Consider the following 20,430-nt stretch of genomic DNA (forward strand, 5'->3'; position numbering starts at 1 on the left):
CTAAAAACGTTAATTTTAAACAGCTAATTTTGAAACAACCCGTTTAGGACGCAAAATGATCTTAGATCTTTCGAGAAAATAGATAAATAAATCATGTTTGACTAGAATCATGTTTTTTGAAGAAGGTATGAATAATTCAGGGTCAATTATATAGATTCAAGCTGTTGAACTTGAAATAAATCATAATAACTTCCTCTTTTATTCATCAATTCGTGATGATTACCTATTTCCGTAATTTGTCCTGATTCTATCACAACAATACGGTCGGCATGCGTAATGGTAGATAATCGGTGAGCGACGATAAAAGTTGTTCGATTTTTTGCCAATGTATTAAGTGTTTCTTGAATATAGTGTTCACTTTCTAGATCCAATGCGCTTGTTGCTTCATCTAAGATTAAAAGTGGTGGGTTCTTTAAGAACACGCGTGAGATCGATATTCTCTGTTTCTGCCCTCCAGATAATTTAACCCCGCGTTCTCCAACTTGTGTATCATAACCTTGGGGAAGTTGCTTGATAAAATCATGCGCATTAGCAAGCTTAGCTGCATGAATAATTTCTTCATCCGATGCATCAGGATTGGCCATTTTTATGTTATTTTTAACAGTATCACTGAACAAAATCGTGTCTTGTAAAACCATGCCAATTTTGTCACGTAATGATCTAGCTTTAAAGGAACGAATATCCTTTCCGTCTAGCAGAATGGCTCCTTCTGATACATCATAAAAACGTGGAATAAGACTAACAATCGTCGACTTACCTCCACCACTCATCCCAACTAAAGCAATTGTTTCCCCCTTTTTAATATCTAAATTAATATTCGATAAAACAGGTGATTCTTTCTCGTCATATCTAAATGTGACGTTTTGAAATGAGATATTTCCATAAACATAATCGAGCATTTCCGCATTCTCTTTATCATCAATGTCATAGGGTTTATCCATAAGTTCAAAAACCCGATCCATTGAAGCAATAGATTGTGTCAACGTTGTTGATGAATTAACTAATCGTCTCAATGGCTCATACAATCGATCCATATAACCGAAGAAAGCGACAATGGTACCAATTTCAGTAATATCCCCCTGAATGACCATCAAGCCACCTATTCCAATAATCAATAATGGAGAAATATCCGTAATGGTGTTCACTACAGAGAATGTTTTTGCGTTCCATGCGGTATGCTTTAATGCTCGTTGCAAAAAGTTCATATTTCGTTCATCAAAACGTTCCTGTTCAACCGGTTCAATAGCAAAGCTTTTAATAACACTCATTCCTTGAACTCTTTCATGAAGATGACCTTGCATCTCGGCTAACGCTTGCGATCGTTTTTTTGTTAGTTTTCGTAAACGGGAAAAAAAGAATTTAATGGCTATTCCATAAAAGGGAAACATGATAATTGAAATAAGGGCGAGGACCCAATTTAATGAAAACATGATGATTAACGCTATCACAATTGTCGTCATATCTAACCAAATATTCATTAAACCAGTGATGACAAAGTCCTTTGTACTCTCTACATCATTGATGACTCGGGAAATGATTTCTCCACCTTTAGTGTTGGAATAAAACTTTAAACTTAATTTCTGTAAGTGAGAAAAAATTCGATCACGAATGTCATATAACACTTTATTTGCTGTTGATTGAGCCCAGTATTGTCTAAAATATTCAACTGGAGGGCGGATCACAACAAAAATAAAAAAGGCTCCTCCTATAACTAAAATGAGCTTATGTAACTTTTCTGTATCAGATATTGAAGCATTGATGACGTTATCAATCACATATTTAAGTATCAATGGTAACAAAAGAGGAATGCCGAATTTGACGATGCCAATTGAGATGGTTGCTATAATAGCTTTCTTATACGGTTTTACAAATTGCAAATATCTTTTAATACTACCCAGATTTAACACTCCGTTTCACATACTTTTATAAAAACGATACCAATTTTCAACAAAGGCAAGATTGAATGGACCACGTTCTTCTTTAATCCAAAGTATCAACTCTTTAACGTGATTTTTTAATATGTTGTCCAACTTTTCGGGATAATTCATCCTTTTTTTATGAAGAGAATACTCATCTTCATCCAGTAACTTGTAAGAGCGATTTGGAAAAACTTTAATATCCAAATCATAATCGATATATTTCAACGCCTCTTCGTCGAAGGTTGCTGGAGATCCCAGATTACAGTAATAGTACACACCATCTTGCCTGATCATACAAATGATATTAAACCATTCCGTCGTACTAAAATACGTAATGGCAGGCTCTTTAGTCCTCCATCTTCTTCCATCTGATTCAGTTACTATCGTTTGATCATTTGCGCCGATAATAACATTTGAGTCTGCTTTTAATACACGTGTCTGTTCCCAAACACGATGAAGTGTCCCATCATGTTTATAGCTTTGTATTTGTATGTTTTCTCCAACACGAGGAAAACGCATTGCCGTTCTCCTTTCCCATTCATATGTTTAATACATCTATTATAGCTTTTAGCTTAGGAATTATAAAACATATTGCTATATTTTTTATAATAAAAAGCATCTCCTTCTCTCGAATCGAGAGGGGAGATGCTTTTCATGTAAGGCGATGAACTTATTTTTGGTTTTGGCCTTTTTTCTGCAATGATTGTTGGTTTTGTTTACGTACTTGTTGTACGTCAGTTTCAGAACCAAATTCAGCTTCAAATTGACCAGCTGAGGCACCAGCAGCAGATTGTTGGTTTTGTTTTTTTACTTGTTGAGCATTAGTACCTGCTTGTGTTTTCTTACCCATTGTTTATCACCTCCACGACTGTTAATTTAACCAACCTACATTTTTTTATACAAAAAATTATGTAAGTGCACATGAAACGATAAGTCATTGAGTCAAGTCCATTTTTTTGTGTAAAAACTGTTACAATGATTTTCGCTCTTCTAAGGAGGCCGGAACGAGTGCCGGCCCGAGATTTCCCACCATTTTACATGGAGGGGCGAGCATGATAGCCTGGTTGGCGAGCCTGGTTGCCTGCCACCTGGCTCTCTGGCTTGGACTCATGATCGCCGGAGGCTCCATGTCAAATGACACGTTACGAGTCAGATTTCCCTTCCTTCAGGAACGTTCGGCCTCCTCTGTCCAGCGTCTCCCCATAGTCTTTAAGGACGGCGCCGATTAACCTGAAAGCGGACTGAGTGTTCGGGAAAATACGGATGACTCGCTCTCTCCGTCGAATTTCGGAATTCAATCGTTCAAGGTTATTCGTGGTGCGCAACTGAGCATGATAAGATGGGGGCTCATTCATAAACTGAATCGCATCTTCGAACCCTTCATCCAACTGTTTGAGAACTTTTTCGTAGCCTTTTTTCTCTTCGTACGCCTGAAAGATGTCGTCACGAACCGCTCTGGCTTTTTTGGGGCACTGGCAGTTAAACAGTTCCTTGATTAAGGATCGAAATTCTTCGGTTCCTTTTTTGGGCAGGCTGTCAAACAGATTCCGTTTAAAGTGCACCGTGCATCTTTGCCATCCTGAGCCGACAAAAGACTCTTGGATAGCGTTCTTCAAGCCTTCATGCGCATCTGAAATCACTAGTTTCGGAGACTGTAGGCCGCGTGATTGAAGGTCTTGAAAAAAGTTTTTCCACCCTTCTTTGGATTCGGCATGACTGATACTGAAGCCAATGATCTCCCGTTTGTTTTGTTCGTTAATGCCAATCGCCACGTAGACAGCTTTGGAGACGACTTTCTGGTACTCCCGCACTTTAATGTACATTGCATCCACATACACATACTTGTACTCATGACCAATTAACGATCGCTGCGCCCATTCGGTTACAACCGGGTCCAACTGTTTCGTTAGGGACGAGACAAAGGATTTGGACACCTTTTCGCCGCAGAGCTGTTCCACCGCTTTGGTGACTTTTCGAGTAGAGACCCCATTGACGACCATTTCCAGCATAGACAGGACCAAGGCTTGTTCGGCACGCTTATATTTTTCGAAGACCGAGGTAGAAAATTCGCCATTTCGGGTGCGTGGAACCTTGAGCTTGATACGGCCAAATGTCATCGTATAATCACGCTCATAGTAACCGTTTCTGTAGTCCACCCGCTCGGAATTCCGTTCATAGGCCGCTGCCTGTAAATAGTCATCCCGTTCTTGTTCCATGACTTGGTTTAGGATCAGGACAATCGATGATTTAACTACAGTGTTTAAGTTAGAATCCATTAATTCGTCTTTTAACTGGTCAAGATTTAAGGTAAGATTAAATTGGGTCATGTATCCCATTCCTCCTGTACAAATTTTTCTTGGTCGAAAACATTGTAACATGAGAATGGGTCTTGACCCTTTTCTTTTTACACAATTATACGGACTCTATCAGTCATTGGATGGATAACATGAATAGCAGCTTAGCTCTGGCGTCGAATTGAGCTACTTTTGGATTAATTGAGGAGCTCTGGCGTCGAATTGAGCTACTTTTGGATTAATTGAGGAGCTCTAGCGTCGAATTGAGCTACTTTTGAATAATTGAGGCGCTTTGGCGTCGAATTGAGCTACTTCTGGATTAATTGAGGAGCTCTGGCGTCGAATTGAGCTACTTTTGAATTAATTGAGGAGCTCTGGCGTCGAATTGAGCTACTTTTGAATTAATTGAGGAGCTCTAGCGTCGAATTGAGCTCCTTTTGGATTAATTGAGGCGCTTTGGCGTCGAATTGAGCTACTTCTGGATTAATTGAGGCGCTCTGGCGTCGAATTGAGCTACTTTTGGATTAATTGAGGAGCTCTAGCGTCGAATTGAGCTACTTTTGGATCAATTGAGGAGCTCTAGCGTCGAATTGAGCTACTTTTGGATTAATTGAGGCGCTTTGGCGTCGAATTGAGCTACTTCTGGATTAATTGAGGCGCTCTAGCGTCGAATTGAGCTACTTTTGGATTAATTGAGGAGCTCTAGCGTCGAATTGAGCTACTTTTGGATTAATTGAGGCGCTCTAGCGTCGAATTGAGCTACTTTTGGATTAATTGAGGCGCTTTGGCGTCGAATTGAGCTACTTCTGGATTAATTGAGGCGCTCTGGCGTCGAATTGAGCTACTTTTGAATTAATTGAGGAGCTCTGGCGTCGAATTGAGCTACTTTTGGATTAATTGAGGAGCTCTAGCGTCGAATTGAGCTACTTTTGGATTAATTGAGGCGCTCTAGCGTCGAATTGAGCTACTTTTGGATTAATTGAGGCGCTCTAGCGTCGAATTGAGCTCCTTTTGGATTAATTGAGGCGCTCTGGCGTCGAATTGAGCTACTTTTGAATTAATTGAGGAGCTCTAGCGTCGAATTGAGCTCCTTTTGGATTAATTGTTATATAAGCGTCTGAATGATTTTTTGGTGTGACACAGGAAAAGGATAAAGTTCAAGGTCACCACGGTCTACCCATTTTCCTCTTTCCCATGTTTCTTTTACTAACAAATTCGCACGAAATAGGTTTAAGCTCCATTTGAGGTGGGAAAATTGATGAAAGAATTGTTTCTTTGTATTTTCGATATCTGTCACGCCCTTGATGTTTTTCGTGATGATCTGCTCTCCATGAGTAATTTGATCATCATCTTCAATTTGAATCATTGGAAATTGCCATAAGTTGGCAAGCAAACCGTTTTCAGGGCGTTTTTCTATTAAAATTTGTTTTTTTGAATTATAAATGATTAATACTATATATGACATAGGTTTCGGCTTTGTTTTTTTCTTTTTTACAGGAAACTCATGTTGCACTCCTTCATCATAGGCTAAGCAATGTTTTTGGAGTGGACAAGTCAAACATTCGGGTTGCCTCGGTTTGCATACAAGTGCACCAAGCTCCATCAAACTTTGGTTAAAACCAGAAGGATCTGTATGAGGGATGAGTCGATAGACAATATCTTCAAAATGTTTCTTTGTTTTGACCTTTGTAATATCGTCATCAATCATAAAGACACGAGATAAAACACGCATCACGTTACCGTCAACGGCAGGCTCAGGTACATTATAAGCGATACTTAAAATAGCCCCTGATGTATAAGGTCCAACACCTTTTAAAGATAAAATTTCTTTTCGTGTTTCCGGAATTTTGGCGTCATATTCTTCAACAACCTCTCGAACACCTTGTTGAAGATTGCGTGCTCGTGAATAATAGCCTAATCCTTCCCAATTTTTTAAAACCGTTTCTTCATCAGCATAAGCTAAATCTTCCATTGTAGGGAAGGTTTTAATAAACCGTTCATAATAAGGAATCACGGTATCAACCTGTGTTTGTTGAAGCATAATCTCGGATATCCAGATATAATATGGATTTTGCGTTTTTCTCCACGGTAAGTCACGCTTGTTTTCATAAAACCAATGGAGTAAATCATGATTAAATTGATTGACGTCTACATGTTTAAATAAATTTGTTTTATTCAAGAAAATCCACTCCAACGTATATAACATAATGAGTTTAATACAATTTAATATAATAAACAGAGTTAAGAATACAGATATATTTTTTTACTAAAAAAGATGTTTCACACCTAAATTAAAGGTATAGTTAGAGTACATCGTTTTTTTCTAATATTAGAAGCGGTTTGTAAGGAATAGAGGAGGAAATTTGTTATGGATTCCGGTACGCATGTCGTCATGGGATTAGGAATAGCTGGACTTTCCACATTGGATCCTGTGATGAGTCAATCAACAGCGACATTTCATGCTGTCATGATTGGTACTCTGGTAGGATCTGTTATACCTGATATCGACACAGTTCTAAAATTAAAGAATAATGCTATTTATATCCGAAACCATCGAGGTATCACTCACTCTCTACCAGCTACACTTCTATGGCCATGCGTGATCACTATTATCTTAAATTACCTATTTCCATCCAGTTTTCTTCTACATGTCTTTCTATGGACATTGTTTTCCGTCTTTTTACATGTTTTTGTAGACATTTTTAACGCCTATGGAACACAAGCTATACGACCTATATCAAAAAAATGGGTGGCTCTCTGCATCATACCCATATTTGATCCTGTTATTTTTGGATTGCATTTTATTGGGCTCGCCTTTTGGTATTTTACTGATCACGCAGGCGTGATATTTCTCACGATTTACATGCTTTTAATTGTATACTATATTTTACGAACGTATCAATATCATCAAACAAAAAAAGCCCTAATGAAAGAACTACCTAATCTAATTGAAATTTATTTATCGCCAAACATCCGAATGTATTCTTATCACTTTGCAGCAAAATCAAAAGACCAATTTTATGTAGGGAAATTAGACGGTAAAGCTGTTTTCATCATCGACCAGTTTGACCGCCCTCCCGTGCCAAGTAGTGATTTAGTTCTTTCAGCAAAACAAGATAAAAATATACGTGCCTTTTTATCATTTTCTCCTATTTATAGATGGGAACTCAAATCATTTGACTATGGATACGAACTTAGATTTATTGATTTACGATATTATGTACCTGGCCATTATCCGTTCGTTGCAGTTGCCTTATTATCGAAAGATCTAACAATCGAAAGTTCATATACTGGTTGGGTTTTTAGTGAAAAGAAATTACGAAAAAAATTGATTGCGCAAACGCACATGAAATAACTCGATAAGTTTTCACAATCACTTAAAAAAGCCGCCTAACTAAGTCCTTAGTCAAGCGGCTTTTCAATACAAGACAAGAGTCAACTGCAACCCAAAATAAATCTTAATCCTTTATTTCATTAGAAAATGAATAGTGACCATAACCAGGTCCATATCCAATTTGATAATTGTGATTGTCGATCAGGCTCTTAAATTTTTCATACTCTTGATCACTTAACGGAAGCTTCTTTTTCTCTTGAACCTTCCTTTCCTTCATGGCTTGAACCGCACGTTGTTCCTCTTCAGAATGAAATACACCTACAATTTTAGTCGTCTCTAAAATATTAATAAAAGCCTGGGGATCTATGTGTTTGATTAACTTTTCCATTTCATACAATTCATAATGACTAACCACAATCATAATGGAAAATAATTTTTTCTTTGAATAACCTCCATATGACGGTGTTACAGTCGCTCCTCTATCAAAGCGAGTTTGGATGGCATCAACCATCGTATCTGCATATTCTGTAACAGCTATAATGGTTAATTTTTGATATTTTGTATGAATATTATCGATAACATAACTGTTAACATAGCGAGATATTAACGTATAGAGAGCGTATTGCCATTGATAAACAAATCCTGCAATTAAGATAATGATGCCATTTAAAGTCATAAAGTAACGACCAGTTGAGGATTTACGCCACTTTCTAGTCAGATAAATCGCAATAATATCCAAACCGCCAGTTGAAATACCAAATTTCAAGGCAACTCCTACCCCAACAGCCGAAATAATTCCTCCGAAGATAGCATTTAACAAGAGGTCATTTGAAAGCTCTGAAACAGGAATAACACCTAGGAAAAGCGATGTTAAGATAACCGTCACAAAACTATAAAACGTAAAAGTCTTTCCTACCTTGTACCAACCTAAAAAGGCAATTGGTAAGTTCAATAATAAAATCAGTAGGCTAATAGATACACGAAAGTGAAGACCACTATAAATTAAGTCAGCGGCCAACTGAGCTGCTCCATTAATACCAGATGCGTATACTTGGGCAGGTATTAAGAAAAGATTCATACTGAGAGCACATAGAAAAGCTGAGAAACAAGAAATCGCAACTTTTTTCCCATGTTCCAAGTAAATATCTTTTGTCATGACGTTTATCGTCCCCTTGAATATGTTTAAAATGATTAGCGTCGCGATTAATGACTGGTTAAATACTCTTCTTTAGTCAATGCGCGTTCACATTATATCATGGTAAAAAAATGATTCAAGGGAATGGTAGATATTTTAAAAAATCTTATTATTTCCATATTTTTGTTTTGTAAATTCTCTTTAAATGCGTGTTCAAAAAGGCGACAAACGAAAAGGGTTACTGGCTAAGTACGCTAGAATCCTGCAAGAAACGCCAGTACTAGCCCGTCCTGGGCGTCGGAAGATCAAGGCGGCGCTGTTTTGAAGACCGGCATTCCACACGATGTGGTAGCTTCAGGCGCCAGCGTGAGCGATTTTAGCCAGCGATCCCCTTTTATCCGCTACATGAGGACCGGAAAAACAAGAGGGCGCCGAGATTCGCAAGTTATCATTTGGTGACTTTTTAAACAACCTCTTAAAAAGATTGTAAAAACTAGCCTAAAAACAAACTTACTCTCCTATATAACTCTGAAGAAAAGCATTAATATCTTCTAAGGAAAAACCTTTTCTATACAGATAACTTTTTACTTTATATTCCCATTCTTTTCCTTCATAATTTCTATACTTTTTCATTGCTTTTTGTCCTTGGAAATAAATGGCTTCTTGTTCTAATTTATAATTTGAATAAATGACATCTTGTAGGACTTCTTTGATGATTGAATGTGAATAGCCTCTCTGCATTAACTTTTGAGTTAACTTATTTTTATATTCTTTAGCCGAATGTCGCTTAGACCCTTGATTCGCTTTTTTTTCAATATAGGATCTTGCATTTTTTATCTGATCAGATCTGGAATAGGCCTGAATACTTTGTTCGACAATCTCTTGAGAAATGCCCAGTTTATCGAGTTCTCTTTTAATCAACTCAGGACCTTTATTCGATAATTGGATTCGATTTTTGATGAACATATCGGCAAAGGCTTGATCATTAAGTACGTTTTCTTTTGTTAAACGTTTAATAGCGGACTCTATTTGGTGTGTTTCGAACATTTTCTTGTAAAGATAATCTCGAGTTTCTTGCGTTGATCTCATTCTAAACGACAAATAATAAATTGCTGCGTGATAGCATTTTATATCTTGCTGGGCGTGTTTTAATTGTTCTAACATTTGTAATGAAAGCTGCATCCCTTTTCTCAATGCAAAACGTACAAGAACATCTTCATGAACAAGAATAGTGTCTGATTCAGAATCGTTTTTTATGTCAACTTTATAAACGCCTTTTTCATTTTCTTCGTATTCGATTTTATTAACACTATACATAAGCATCACCTATTCTTTATGATACCATGTATTCAATTTTTATTTTATTAACAGGAAGTATTTTTTTCCTATTATAAATGACTTTAGGTTACGCACATACTAATCCTGTCTCCAAAATCTTGAGACCATATTAATCGAGAAAGCAGGGATCAGGAATGCCAAAAAGAGATCCAAAATCATTACCTACTTCAAGAGCCGAAGATGTGGAATTTTCTCAAGAGTTAGCAGATCGAGATGACATGGAAGCACAACGTCGTGCGAAAGAAGCGGATAGCCGTTCTGAAGGAAAATATCACGATTTCAACCGTTAATTTCAATTAGAAAAAATTGAAAACAAAACACAAAAGCAAACCTGAATATTTAAGGTCGTTAAGCTAAAAATAATACAGCGAGACTCCTCGCTCAATCTAAATAGAAAGAAGTGTTTCGTGATGGGTAATAAATATAAAACAAATAATAAAGCTTATAATCCAGGAGATCCAGCCAAGGGAAAACCTTTAGATACAGAATTTGCTAAGGGATTAGATGAACACACGGTTGAAGAACAAGAACGTTCTAAAGAAACTGGTAGCAGTGCTAAGGGTTCGTTTAAGTAAACATTAATCTTATTAAAGCAACACCAATACGGTGTTGCTTTACTTTTTCTCTCTAAAATTTCGACAGTATTTCCCGGAAAATAGGAAAATGTTAACTTAATGTGGATAATGTGAATAAATCGTGATCTTTCTTTGATTCAGGTGATTTTTATGTGAATAAAATAGTGGATAAGTTGCCCACAACCTGTGGATTATGTGCATAACTTAACAATAAAGGGTAAAACGTCACGTCAAAAGAATCTATACCAAAAAAGGTATAGATTCTAGTTGTAAGTTTTTTTATCTAAAATATTTTGGCAATGTTTTTTGAGCCATTAGGTCATCTAGACTCTTAAATTGATAACCCTGTTTTTTTAGAGAATCAATCACACGTCCAAGTGCCTCTGCATTGTCTTTGGAAACGGTATGCAGAAGTAAAATGGCTCCCGGGTGCATGCGTTTCATAATATGATCATAAGCATAATCTGCTCCTTTTTGATCATCTCTAACCCAGTCTTTATAGGCGGCAGACCAAAATACGGTTGTATAGCCTTCTTCTTTATCTAATTTAAGTGCACGTTCACTAAACGTTCCTCTTGGCGGTCTTACATAATTCATCATGGTGTCACCCGTAAGTTCCGTATAGGCCATTTTTAGTTTTTCTAATTCAATTTTGGCCTTCTCATCATTAATTTTTGACAAGTCGGGGTGACTCCATGAATGATTTCCAACAATATGTCCTTCTTTATACATTCTCTTAACAAGTTTCGGTTGGTCCATGATGTAATGGCCTGTAATAAAAAATGCAGCTGGGACGTGTTTTTGTTTTAATACATCAAGTATTTTCCCTGTATAACCCGCTTCATAACCGTTATCAAAGGTTAAGTAGATCACCTTTTTGTTTGTTTCACCAATAAAGATACCATCGTATTTATTCAATAAAGCAGCATATTCAGGTTCCGTTGTGGCAGGTTTGTGATTGGCACTTGGTTTGAAATACCAATCCTGTCCATGACTTATTGTTGGTGAAAACAATAAAAAGACCAGAACCATGAGTATAGTATATTTCTTCATCAATTCCTTTGGCCTCCCTTTTTACATAGGGTGACCCTTAAATCAGAGATTTATGTAAAGGTGAATTTTTATTTCCATTCATCTTGAAATGTGCTGACTTTTAGACTTAAATCATCTAACATTTGTTTAATATTTTTCAAATCCTGTTCACCCGCGTTCTCCATATCTAATGATTCAACTACAGACAATAACAGCTTAACTCTTGATACAATATAGGTATGTTGTTTAGTTTTATTGTGAGACGCTCTTCCCAACATAATCCCCTCCGTTTCTATTCAACCTTACCATGTTAAAAGAATGAAAATCTATATTTTTGTCCAGGATTAAGACGCCATGGAAAAATAAAGAAAGGACCAGCGCAGACAGAGGCCAAGCCCGCAAATTTTTATTCTTTCTTAAAGTAGCGTTTTAAAAAACGAGTACTCATTTGAGCACTCGTACCTACAATTAATTTGAAACGTACCTTAAAGATACATGATCTTGAATTGGAATCCAAGCACCTATGCCTTGTTGTTCAACATTTTTTACTTCGATCCATTTCTTGCCACCTTTTAGTACTAGAAAGACTTCTCCATAGAATATGGTCCCTTTTTCATTAACAGCTGGGACATATCCGTAAAGATGAGCCATTTTCTTAGGTTGGACATGATATAAACGATCAATCTTTGTTCCCTTTCCAACCACCGTTGAAAAGGCTAATGGAAGATCGGTTTTTTTAGCAGCATTTGTCATCATTAAGCCCTTTACCCCTTCTTGATTCGGAACTTTTGCAGTCAATCCTCCCGTTACTTTCACATTCGATTCCTGAGTATATTTAAATTCTTGCTGTCCTTCACTTCCTCTGGCGTCAAGCGACGAATCGTTTATTTTTTTATATTCCCAGTTAATCGACACCTTACTCGATTTATAGGACAAGGCCCATTTGCCTAAATAAATGTGAGCATGATAACCGATAGAGAATTTCGACGGATGAATTGTAGACTCATTTAAATACTTTATTAACATAGGGTTTTCAATTTTAACTTTGGAAGTTTTTAATAATCCTTTAGTTAATGGACTTGGCTGAAGTTCAGGTGCCGATTGGTCCGGATTTGGATACGTATTTTCTTTTGATATATCAACCGCGAAATTTGGTGTTTGAAAGTTTTGCTGCTTTGGATGATGTCCTTCTTTCGCAAGTGTAGCCGGTGTAAAAAGTAAACATAGCCCGAGCGCTAATATCAACTGTTTCAAGTTGTTGACCTCCTTTTTTCTTTATTTTTTTCTGATTAAAGTTAAATTATCCAAAAAACGATGAAGAGCTTACCGTCAGTCAATTGATTTCATAAATACAGAGCCTGAACAAAAATTGAAGACGATATTTAAAATAGTCAAAAAAAAACAGCAAAACGCATATAAATACGTGTTTGCTGCTTTATTGATATTGACGCCTACGTTATTTAACTGGTTTTTTAAAAAGATGAAGGGCACCGATCCGCTTAGCTGCTTCGACAAGACGGTCAGGTTCATTTAATAACCCGACACGAACATAACCTTCACCCATCTTTCCAAATCCAATACCTGGCGCTACCATGACGTGGGCTTTTTCAAGAAGTAAATCTGCAAAGGATTCTGAAGTAAACCCTTCTGGAACAGGAAGCCAAACAAAGAATGAACCTTTAGGTGCCTCTGCTTTCCAACCAATTTCATGTATGGCATCCATAAATGCATTCCGTCTTGTTTCATAACGTGCCACTAATTCATCGACACAGTCTTGTGGTCCAAGAAGAGCTTCAGCGCTGGCCTTTTGAATGGCGCCGAACAGACTTACGTAATAATGATCTTGTACTAAGTTAAGTGCTTTTATCACACTTTTATTTCCTAAAGCAAATCCAACACGCCATCCAGCCATATTGTATGTTTTGGATAAGGTATACATTTCAACCCCGACTTCTTTCGCACCTTTAGTTTGTAAAAAACTACGTGGTTTTTCTCCATCAAAACCAATTGCACCGTACGCAAAATCATGCACTACACAAATTTTTCTAGCTTTGGCTACTTCAATGGTTTGTTCAAAAAATTCATTAGATGCAGTAGCCGATGTCGGGTTATTTGGATAATTCAAAAACATTAATTTCGCTTTGTTAAGAATGTCATCTGATAGTTGACCGTAATCCGGAAGAAAAGCATTTTTTTCTAGAAGAGGCATGAACTCAATATTTACATTTGCCATCGCCATACCAGATAAATAATCTGGATAGCCTGGATCAGGCATCAATACTGTTTCTCCTGGGTTAAGTAAACATTGCGTAATTTCTACGAGCCCAGTTTTCGATCCAAATAATATTGCCACTTCAGATTTTGGATCAATATCAACATCATACTCTCTTTTGTAGAATGTGCTTATGGCTTGTTTAAGAAATGAAAAACCTTGAAAAGGAGAATATTTGTGGTATTCAGGGTTTCCAGCTGATCCTTTTAACGCTTCGACGATATGATCTGGTGTAGGTTGATCAGGGTTCCCTTGACCTAAATTTATGACATCGTGACCTTCAGCTATTACACGATTGACTTTTTGGACAAGCCCTGCAAAAAATTGCTTAGGTAACCGATTAAGAGCATCTGACTGAGGAAAATCCAAATTACATTCACCGCTTTCATAGAATAATGAAGAAGACAATAATTCCGATTGATTAAGTCCTATTTTATCGTATAAACTGTCAAAAATCATCCTATCTTTGTACAATTGAAAATATTATTAAGTAAGAATCATATATCTCGTTTCAAAAAAACATTATAATACCTTTATAAGTACAGTAAAAACTCAGTTTCTTAAAGGAGAGAGATATTTTTTATGAAATGTTCACTTATCCAGTATGATATTGTCTTTGGAGACCCGAAAGCAAATTTTAATAAAGTTCATTCTTTAATCGACAAGGCTATGGCTGATAAACCGGATGTGATCATTCTTCCTGAACTTTGGACAACAGCTTATGATCTAGAACGTTTAGATGAAATTGCAGATCCTGATGCTAAAGAGACAAGTGATTTCATAAGTTCCTTATCTAAAAAATACGATGTTAATATTATTGCAGGATCAATCGCTAAGAAAAATGATGATAATGTGACAAATACACAACTTGTTTTTAACCGACAAGGTGATTTAGTCAGCGATTATGATAAAGTCCATTTATTTCGTTTAATGGATGAAGAAAAATTCCTTGCCGCAGGTCAAAAAGAAGGCCATTTCAACCTTGATGGCACCCCATGTGCAGGCTTTATTTGCTATGACATTCGCTTCACGGAGTGGTTAAGAAAACATGTCATTAATGGAGCTAAAGTACTCTTTGTCTCTGCTGAATGGCCTAATCCTCGTTTAGATCATTGGCGTACACTGCTCATCTGTCGGGCTATTGAAAATCAGGCTTATGTTGTCGCATGCAACCGTACGGGAAAAGATCCAAATAATACTTTTTTTGGACACTCCCTCATCATTAATCCGTGGGGTGAAATTATTGCTGAAGGCGGCGAAGATGAATCAATTGTCACAGGCGATATTGACCTCAAAGAATTAGATCAAATTCGTACTCGTATTCCCGTATTTGAAGATAGAAGACCCGAACTTTATTAAAAGGATAATCAGGTAAGTACTTTATAAGTGTGTGTTCAAAAAGGTGACAAATTAGAAGCAAGAAGATCAAGGCGGCGCTGTTTTGAGGACCGGAATGTAGGTATTTACTACATGAGGACCGGAAAAACAAGCGGGCGCCGAGGATTCGTAGCTTATCATTTGGTGACTTTTTGAACAACCTCTATAAGTACTTTATATGAATTCATAATCATTAGATAAGCCTAGCAGGCATTGCTAGGCTTTCTTTTTCATGTATTTCATACAAGTTCATATGTTTCTACTACTTCAATTTGTTTTTCTACAGATTGAACCATCGAACAATATTTCCTTGTCAAGGCCAATATTCGGTCCATCTTGCCTTCTAAATTATCACCTTTAATGAGAAAATGAAGATGTACTTTTTCAATTTTCTTAGGTTCCTCTACTTCTCTCGTGACGTCTGCTTGAATCGTTATATCTTCTATCTTTAATTTCTTTTTCAAAAATATCTTTCGCATCACTGAGGCACTGCATCCTGCTAATGACGCAATCATGAGCTGATAAGGCCGAAAACCATATGATTCATCACCTGAAATAACCAATTCACCATATCCTGTCTCTGTCTTAATTCCATTTTCCGTTATTTTAAACTCCATCTATATCACCTTTCCAAGATAGACCTTCATCTTTACTAGCTGCTTTTCAATCATTTTATTTGTATAATAATATAGGAATTTAAATCAAGTTTTATGCTCATCATCTATTTCAAAACCAATTAAACAAGGAGAATCGTTGACAACAGACGCTTAAAATTGCATTCAAGTTGTCACGAAAATACAACATGACGCATACATCATCTTATCGATTATTTCGTTTTATTCTACTCATTGGATCAGTCTTTATCTCAGGCATGTCACAAGGCATGCTCATGACCACCCTTTCCATTTTATTGGAGAAGCAGGGCTTATCATCGGCATTAAATGGATTTAATGCGATGAGTTTATACATTGGTGTACTAATAGCGGCACCACTAATTGAAAAGCCTACAAATAAATATGGATATAAGCCAATGCTTCTTTTGGGACTTTTACTTACGCTTGTACCCATTTTTCTCTTTCCAATTTGGTCTTATTTTTGGTTCTGGTTTGCATTAAGACTGATTATTGGTCTTGGAGATAATATGTTGCATTTTGCAGCCCAAGTCTGGATTACTGTATCGAGCCCAAAGGAGAAAAAAGGACGAAATATTGCCTTCTACGGCTTAAGTTATGGACTTGGATTTGCAATTGGTCCACTGATAGCCAGTTCATTAGTTTTTGGTCTTTACTTACCATTCCTTATCGCTGGAATAAGCTGCCTACTCTTTTTCATACCGATGTTATTTATTGAAAACGACTTTCCCGAGAAATTTGTTCCGAATAAAAAGCATGAGAAAAATTACTTTTACAGGCACAAAAAGATCTTGTCACTCGCATGGTCTGGCTTAGTAGTCACTTTCACATATGGTTTTCTTGAAGCTTCGTTGAATAGCAATTTTCCTGTGTTTGCCTTACGTCAAGGATTGAATCTAAGCGATATTTCCATCATATTGCCAACTTTTGTGTTAGGTAGCTTGCTAACACAAGTGCCACTTGGAAGCATTGGGGATAAAATTGGGAGACGTATACTCATACTCATAGTTACTTCCCTTGGTGCTTGTATATTTATCATTAGTGCCATATTCTCCCACTCATTTCTCGCTTTACTTATCACGTTCTTTATTTCTGGAATGCTCGTGGGTTCATTATTCTCAATGGGAATGACTTATTTAAGCGATATCTTAAAACCTTCTTTCATTCCACTCGCAAACATATTAGCAGGAATTAGTTTTAGCTTAGGCAGTATGACTGGGCCGCTCGTTGGAGGTTTTCTTATTAAATATGTTCCAAATGGTAGCTTTCTGTATGGGATTGCTGGAATGATGATGATCATTTGCCTATCAATGGTCATATCTGGTAGAACAAAAAATATTGGGAATAATAATTACCTAGACCATATTGACTCAAATCTTTAAGTTTGTATCACATGTTTATATCATTTATTAAGGAGTGGTTAATGATGAAATTACGAGATGAAATGCCAGAGTTAACCGGTGCAACAAATTGGGTTAATGGTGAAGTATCCAAAAATGATTTAATTGGGACTAAACCAACGCTTATTCACTTTTGGTCCGTCAGCTGTCATTTATGCAAAGAAGCGATGCCAAAAGTGAACGAGTTTCGAGACAAATACAAAGATGAATTAAACATCGTAGCTGTTCATATGCCTCGTTCTGAGAATGATTTACCACTAGAACTAGTTAAAGAAAACGCTGAAAAATATGATATCACTCAGCCTATTTTTGTTGATAATGAACATAAATTAGCCGATGCCTTCGATAATCAATATGTACCCGCCTATTACGTTTTTGATGCTGAAGGAAATCTTCGCCATTTTCAAGCAGGTGGCAGTGGTATGAAGATGCTTGAAAAGAGGGTTAATCGAGTATTAGGAAAAACTATTTAATGGAATAAAATAGACACACAATGTCTCGTTCATTGTGTGTCTATTTTGGATTTAAAGACCAAATATAATTTTACCGATAAATAATAGAGGAACCAACCTATACAAGCCCCTATTGTATTTAATGCAATATCATCTACATCAAATATCCTCTCAGCGAAAAGATACTGACATATCTCGATGGATGAACTAAAAAAAATCGATAGAAACAAGCACATATATAATGTCCTTAGCTTATGATATAAAAAAGGAACCATGAAGCCAAAGGGAACAAACAGGCCAATATTGCCAACAACATTTTTTAATATAAGAACAACATTTCCTGTATCAAACATGAAATGAATGCTATTAAATAGAATTAAATTAACCGATTTGCCATAGGTGTAATGATTAAAGGTAAATAAGGTCACATAGAGTAAAATGGCAATATACGTGTCGAATAATAATTCGATAAAACGCATCCATCTCTCTTTTAGAATATGTATCAATGTTTACATCCTTTTCTAAAGCAATTTTTATATCTTTATGCTTGGATTAAGTGTTCTATTAATCTGTGACGTTTTTCCTTTACATTTTTTGTTGTTGTGTTATTATAAACTCATTCAAATTTAATAATGATTATAATTTATTTCACTTTTCCAATGCTGTCGCATCTTTGCGGCAGCATTTCGAGTTTTTCAAGGAATTGACGCTGATTATCTTTATCAATTAAAATGATTGGGTGATAAAAATGGAGCAAAAAAATGAACTCATAAAAAAGCCAACAACTTTTTATGGAATCAATCTCTCATTTCTTAAACGGCACGGTGAACTTATTGCTGCTCTTATTAGCGGTATATTGATTCTTATTGGGTATGTGATCAACCACATGTCTACACAAACTCCATGGTATATCTTTCTCTTCGCTTACCTTATTGGCGGTTTTGCAAAAGCTAAAGAAGGTATTGAAGAAACCTTAAAAGAAAAAACATTGAACGTTGAATTGCTTATGATTTTTGCTGCTCTTGGTGCAGCTTTTATCCACCACTGGTTTGAAGGCGCCATGTTAATTTTTATTTTTGCCTTAAGTGGAGCACTTGAAACCTATTCAACTGAAAAAAGTTCGAAAGCCTTGTCTTCCTTAATGAAATTGCAACCTGAAACAGCCACGCGATTAGACCATGGTCTAGTATCAACTGTTCCCGTCAATGAATTGAATCTTGGTGACCTTATTCAAATTAAACCGAGTGAACGCGTACCTGCAGATGGCGTCATTGTAAAAGGGGAAACCACGATTGATGCTTCTTCAATGACAGGGGAATCGATACCCATTTTTAAAAAAGTCAATGATGAAGTCATGGCCGGGACCGTAAATCTAGAAGGACACTTAATTGTTAAAGTGACCAAAAGAAGTCAAGATTCCATGTTTAGTAGAATCTTACATCTCGTACAATCTGCACAAAACGAAAAAGTTCCTGCACAAGCTTTTATTGAAAAATTTGAGAATCTATATGTTTCTTTTGTTCTTTTATTTGTTGCTCTCATGCTGATCCTTCCTCCATTTTTGTTTGGCTGGACGTGGAGTCATACGATCTATCGAAGTATGGTATTACTCGTTGTGGCGTCACCTTGTGCTCTTGTAGCATCAACCACTCCGGCTATTTTGTCCGCCATAGCGAATGGAGCCCGAAATGGTATTCTCATAAAAGGAGGCATACATCTGCAACAACTGGCATCAATCCAAGCTATTGCCTTTGATAAGACAGGAACTTTAACAACTGGTTTACCAAAAGTCACCCAATTTGTTAATGTAAGTCCTATAACAAACGATGATCTATTAGGTCATGTTGCTGCTATTGAATCTCATACAACACATCCACTCGGTCTGGCTATCGTTGATTATGCAAAAGAGCATATCAAAACGATTCCAAATCCAGATCAAGTGAAGATTGTTCCCGGATATGGTGTGTATGGGCAAATAGATCAATGTGACTATAAAATAGGTAAGGCAAATCCTGAATTTATTGATGAGGTATCTCTTCATCTGTTCCTAAAAGAGGTTCATATAAAGGAAAATCAATCTTTAGTTTTCATTGAAAGGAACGGTGAGGTCATCGGGTACATAGGCTTGAACGATGAAGTCAGAGAGACCTCAAAAGAAGCTATTACATCACTAAGACAATACGGGATAAAATCCGTTATGTTGACAGGGGATAACGAAAAAGTAGCCAAAACGATTATGGAGGAAACCGGTGTTGATTCCATGATTGCAGATTGTCTGCCTGACCAAAAAGCAACAGCCATTAAACAAATAAAGAAAGAATATGGATCGGTTGCGATGATTGGTGACGGAATTAATGACACACCAGCACTTGCTACAGCTGATCTAGGCATTGGAATGGGGGCTGGAACAGATGCAGCTTTAGAAACGGCGGATATTATCCTTATGAAAAATGACTTAATGAAAATAATTGATACCGTCAAACTCTCCAAAAAGATGAATCGTATCATTAAGCAAAATATTGCATTTGCCCTAATGGTCATTCTCGTTCTTGTTGTAAGTAATTTTATCGAGGTTTTAAATTTACCGTTGGGCGTTGTCGGTCACGAAGGAAGCACCATTCTTGTCATTTTAAATGGTCTAAGACTATTGAAAAATTCATAATCAAATGT

19 protein-coding genes and 1 pseudogene are annotated in these 20,430 nt (G+C 36.7%); 7 read left to right on the plus strand and 13 right to left on the minus strand.

What is annotated here, in order from left to right:
* Window positions 1-146: 146 nt before the first annotated feature.
* The 5 genes and pseudogenes from FG390_RS10115 to mutY all read right to left on the minus strand — a co-directional run bounded on the left by FG390_RS10115 (window position 147) and on the right by mutY (window position 6,392).
* A complete protein-coding gene (locus FG390_RS10115) occupies window positions 147-1,898 on the minus strand; it encodes an ABC transporter ATP-binding protein (RefSeq protein ID WP_141191030.1) in 1,752 nt (583 codons plus the stop codon).
* A 15-nt stretch (window positions 1,899-1,913) separates the two neighbouring features.
* Window positions 1,914-2,438 (minus strand): nucleoside tri-diphosphate phosphatase, encoded by a 525-nt coding sequence (gene ntdP, locus FG390_RS10120; RefSeq protein WP_141190921.1) that lies wholly within the window; start codon window positions 2,436-2,438, stop codon window positions 1,914-1,916.
* 163 nt (window positions 2,439-2,601) lie between these two features.
* Window positions 2,602-2,769 (minus strand): annotated as a pseudogene (locus FG390_RS10125) (gamma-type small acid-soluble spore protein); the annotation flags it as partial.
* A gap of 292 nt (window positions 2,770-3,061) precedes the next feature.
* The gene (locus tag FG390_RS10130; protein ID WP_141190923.1) at window positions 3,062-4,246 is read right to left on the minus strand and encodes an IS256 family transposase; all 1,185 of its coding nucleotides are present in this window, start codon (window positions 4,244-4,246) and stop codon (window positions 3,062-3,064) included.
* A 1,072-nt stretch (window positions 4,247-5,318) separates the two neighbouring features.
* A complete protein-coding gene (mutY, locus tag FG390_RS10135) occupies window positions 5,319-6,392 on the minus strand; it encodes an A/G-specific adenine glycosylase (protein WP_258311642.1) in 1,074 nt (357 codons plus the stop codon).
* Between the two features lie 189 nt (window positions 6,393-6,581).
* Between mutY and FG390_RS10140 the strand changes: the two genes are divergently transcribed.
* Window positions 6,582-7,568: a metal-dependent hydrolase gene (locus FG390_RS10140; RefSeq protein ID WP_141190925.1), complete on the plus strand. Its 987-nt coding sequence runs from the start codon at window positions 6,582-6,584 to the stop codon at window positions 7,566-7,568.
* Window positions 7,569-7,671: 103 nt separating this feature from the next.
* Here the strand turns inward: FG390_RS10140 and FG390_RS10145 are convergent, their stop codons facing one another.
* Window positions 7,672-8,703 carry a YitT family protein gene (locus FG390_RS10145; RefSeq protein WP_141190926.1) on the minus strand — a complete coding sequence of 344 codons (1,032 nt, stop codon included), beginning with the start codon at window positions 8,701-8,703 and terminating at the stop codon, window positions 7,672-7,674.
* Between the two features lie 489 nt (window positions 8,704-9,192).
* Window positions 9,193-9,999, minus strand: coding sequence for a RecX family transcriptional regulator (locus FG390_RS10150; protein ID WP_181406458.1), 807 nt, complete (start codon window positions 9,997-9,999; stop codon window positions 9,193-9,195).
* A gap of 155 nt (window positions 10,000-10,154) precedes the next feature.
* Here FG390_RS10150 and FG390_RS10155 point away from each other — a divergent pair, with 155 nt between their 5' ends.
* Both FG390_RS10155 and FG390_RS15780 read left to right on the plus strand, forming a co-directional pair.
* Window positions 10,155-10,310 carry a YfhD family protein gene (locus tag FG390_RS10155; RefSeq protein ID WP_141190928.1) on the plus strand — a complete coding sequence of 52 codons (156 nt, stop codon included), beginning with the start codon at window positions 10,155-10,157 and terminating at the stop codon, window positions 10,308-10,310.
* Window positions 10,311-10,427: 117 nt separating this feature from the next.
* Window positions 10,428-10,595, plus strand: coding sequence for a hypothetical protein (locus tag FG390_RS15780; protein WP_181406459.1), 168 nt, complete (start codon window positions 10,428-10,430; stop codon window positions 10,593-10,595).
* 279 nt (window positions 10,596-10,874) lie between these two features.
* Here FG390_RS15780 and pdaA read toward each other — a convergent pair whose 3' ends face one another.
* The 4 genes from pdaA to FG390_RS10175 all read right to left on the minus strand — a co-directional run bounded on the left by pdaA (window position 10,875) and on the right by FG390_RS10175 (window position 14,268).
* Window positions 10,875-11,648, minus strand: coding sequence for a delta-lactam-biosynthetic de-N-acetylase (gene pdaA, locus FG390_RS10160; RefSeq protein ID WP_141190929.1), 774 nt, complete (start codon window positions 11,646-11,648; stop codon window positions 10,875-10,877).
* A gap of 68 nt (window positions 11,649-11,716) precedes the next feature.
* The gene (locus FG390_RS10165) at window positions 11,717-11,905 is read right to left on the minus strand and encodes an SE1561 family protein (protein WP_141190930.1); all 189 of its coding nucleotides are present in this window, start codon (window positions 11,903-11,905) and stop codon (window positions 11,717-11,719) included.
* Window positions 11,906-12,095: 190 nt separating this feature from the next.
* A complete protein-coding gene (locus tag FG390_RS10170) occupies window positions 12,096-12,881 on the minus strand; it encodes a YfkD family protein (protein ID WP_141190931.1) in 786 nt (261 codons plus the stop codon).
* 202 nt (window positions 12,882-13,083) lie between these two features.
* Window positions 13,084-14,268, minus strand: coding sequence for a pyridoxal phosphate-dependent aminotransferase (locus FG390_RS10175; protein WP_258311643.1), 1,185 nt, complete (start codon window positions 14,266-14,268; stop codon window positions 13,084-13,086).
* A 213-nt stretch (window positions 14,269-14,481) separates the two neighbouring features.
* Here FG390_RS10175 and FG390_RS10180 point away from each other — a divergent pair, with 213 nt between their 5' ends.
* Window positions 14,482-15,258, plus strand: coding sequence for a carbon-nitrogen family hydrolase (locus tag FG390_RS10180; RefSeq protein WP_141190933.1), 777 nt, complete (start codon window positions 14,482-14,484; stop codon window positions 15,256-15,258).
* Between the two features lie 257 nt (window positions 15,259-15,515).
* On the opposite strand, the gene FG390_RS10185 is transcribed toward FG390_RS10180, so the two are convergent.
* Entirely contained in the window at window positions 15,516-15,893 is a 378-nt protein-coding gene (locus tag FG390_RS10185; RefSeq protein WP_141190934.1) for an OsmC family protein, read from the minus strand.
* Between the two features lie 185 nt (window positions 15,894-16,078).
* Here FG390_RS10185 and FG390_RS10190 point away from each other — a divergent pair, with 185 nt between their 5' ends.
* Window positions 16,079-17,290, plus strand: coding sequence for an MFS transporter (locus FG390_RS10190; protein WP_141190935.1), 1,212 nt, complete (start codon window positions 16,079-16,081; stop codon window positions 17,288-17,290).
* A gap of 44 nt (window positions 17,291-17,334) precedes the next feature.
* Entirely contained in the window at window positions 17,335-17,781 is a 447-nt protein-coding gene (locus FG390_RS10195) for a TlpA family protein disulfide reductase (RefSeq protein WP_141191031.1), read from the plus strand.
* A 29-nt stretch (window positions 17,782-17,810) separates the two neighbouring features.
* Here FG390_RS10195 and FG390_RS10200 read toward each other — a convergent pair whose 3' ends face one another.
* Window positions 17,811-18,266, minus strand: a complete 456-nt coding sequence (locus FG390_RS10200; RefSeq protein WP_141190936.1) for a VanZ family protein — start codon at window positions 18,264-18,266, stop codon at window positions 17,811-17,813.
* A gap of 242 nt (window positions 18,267-18,508) precedes the next feature.
* Here FG390_RS10200 and FG390_RS10205 point away from each other — a divergent pair, with 242 nt between their 5' ends.
* A complete protein-coding gene (locus FG390_RS10205; protein WP_141190937.1) occupies window positions 18,509-20,422 on the plus strand; it encodes a heavy metal translocating P-type ATPase in 1,914 nt (637 codons plus the stop codon).
* The last annotated feature ends 8 nt before the right edge of the window (window positions 20,423-20,430 follow it).

This window comes from Terrilactibacillus laevilacticus (assembly GCF_006517395.1).
GTDB classification, from domain to species: domain Bacteria; phylum Bacillota; class Bacilli; order Bacillales; family Sporolactobacillaceae; genus Terrilactibacillus; species Terrilactibacillus laevilacticus.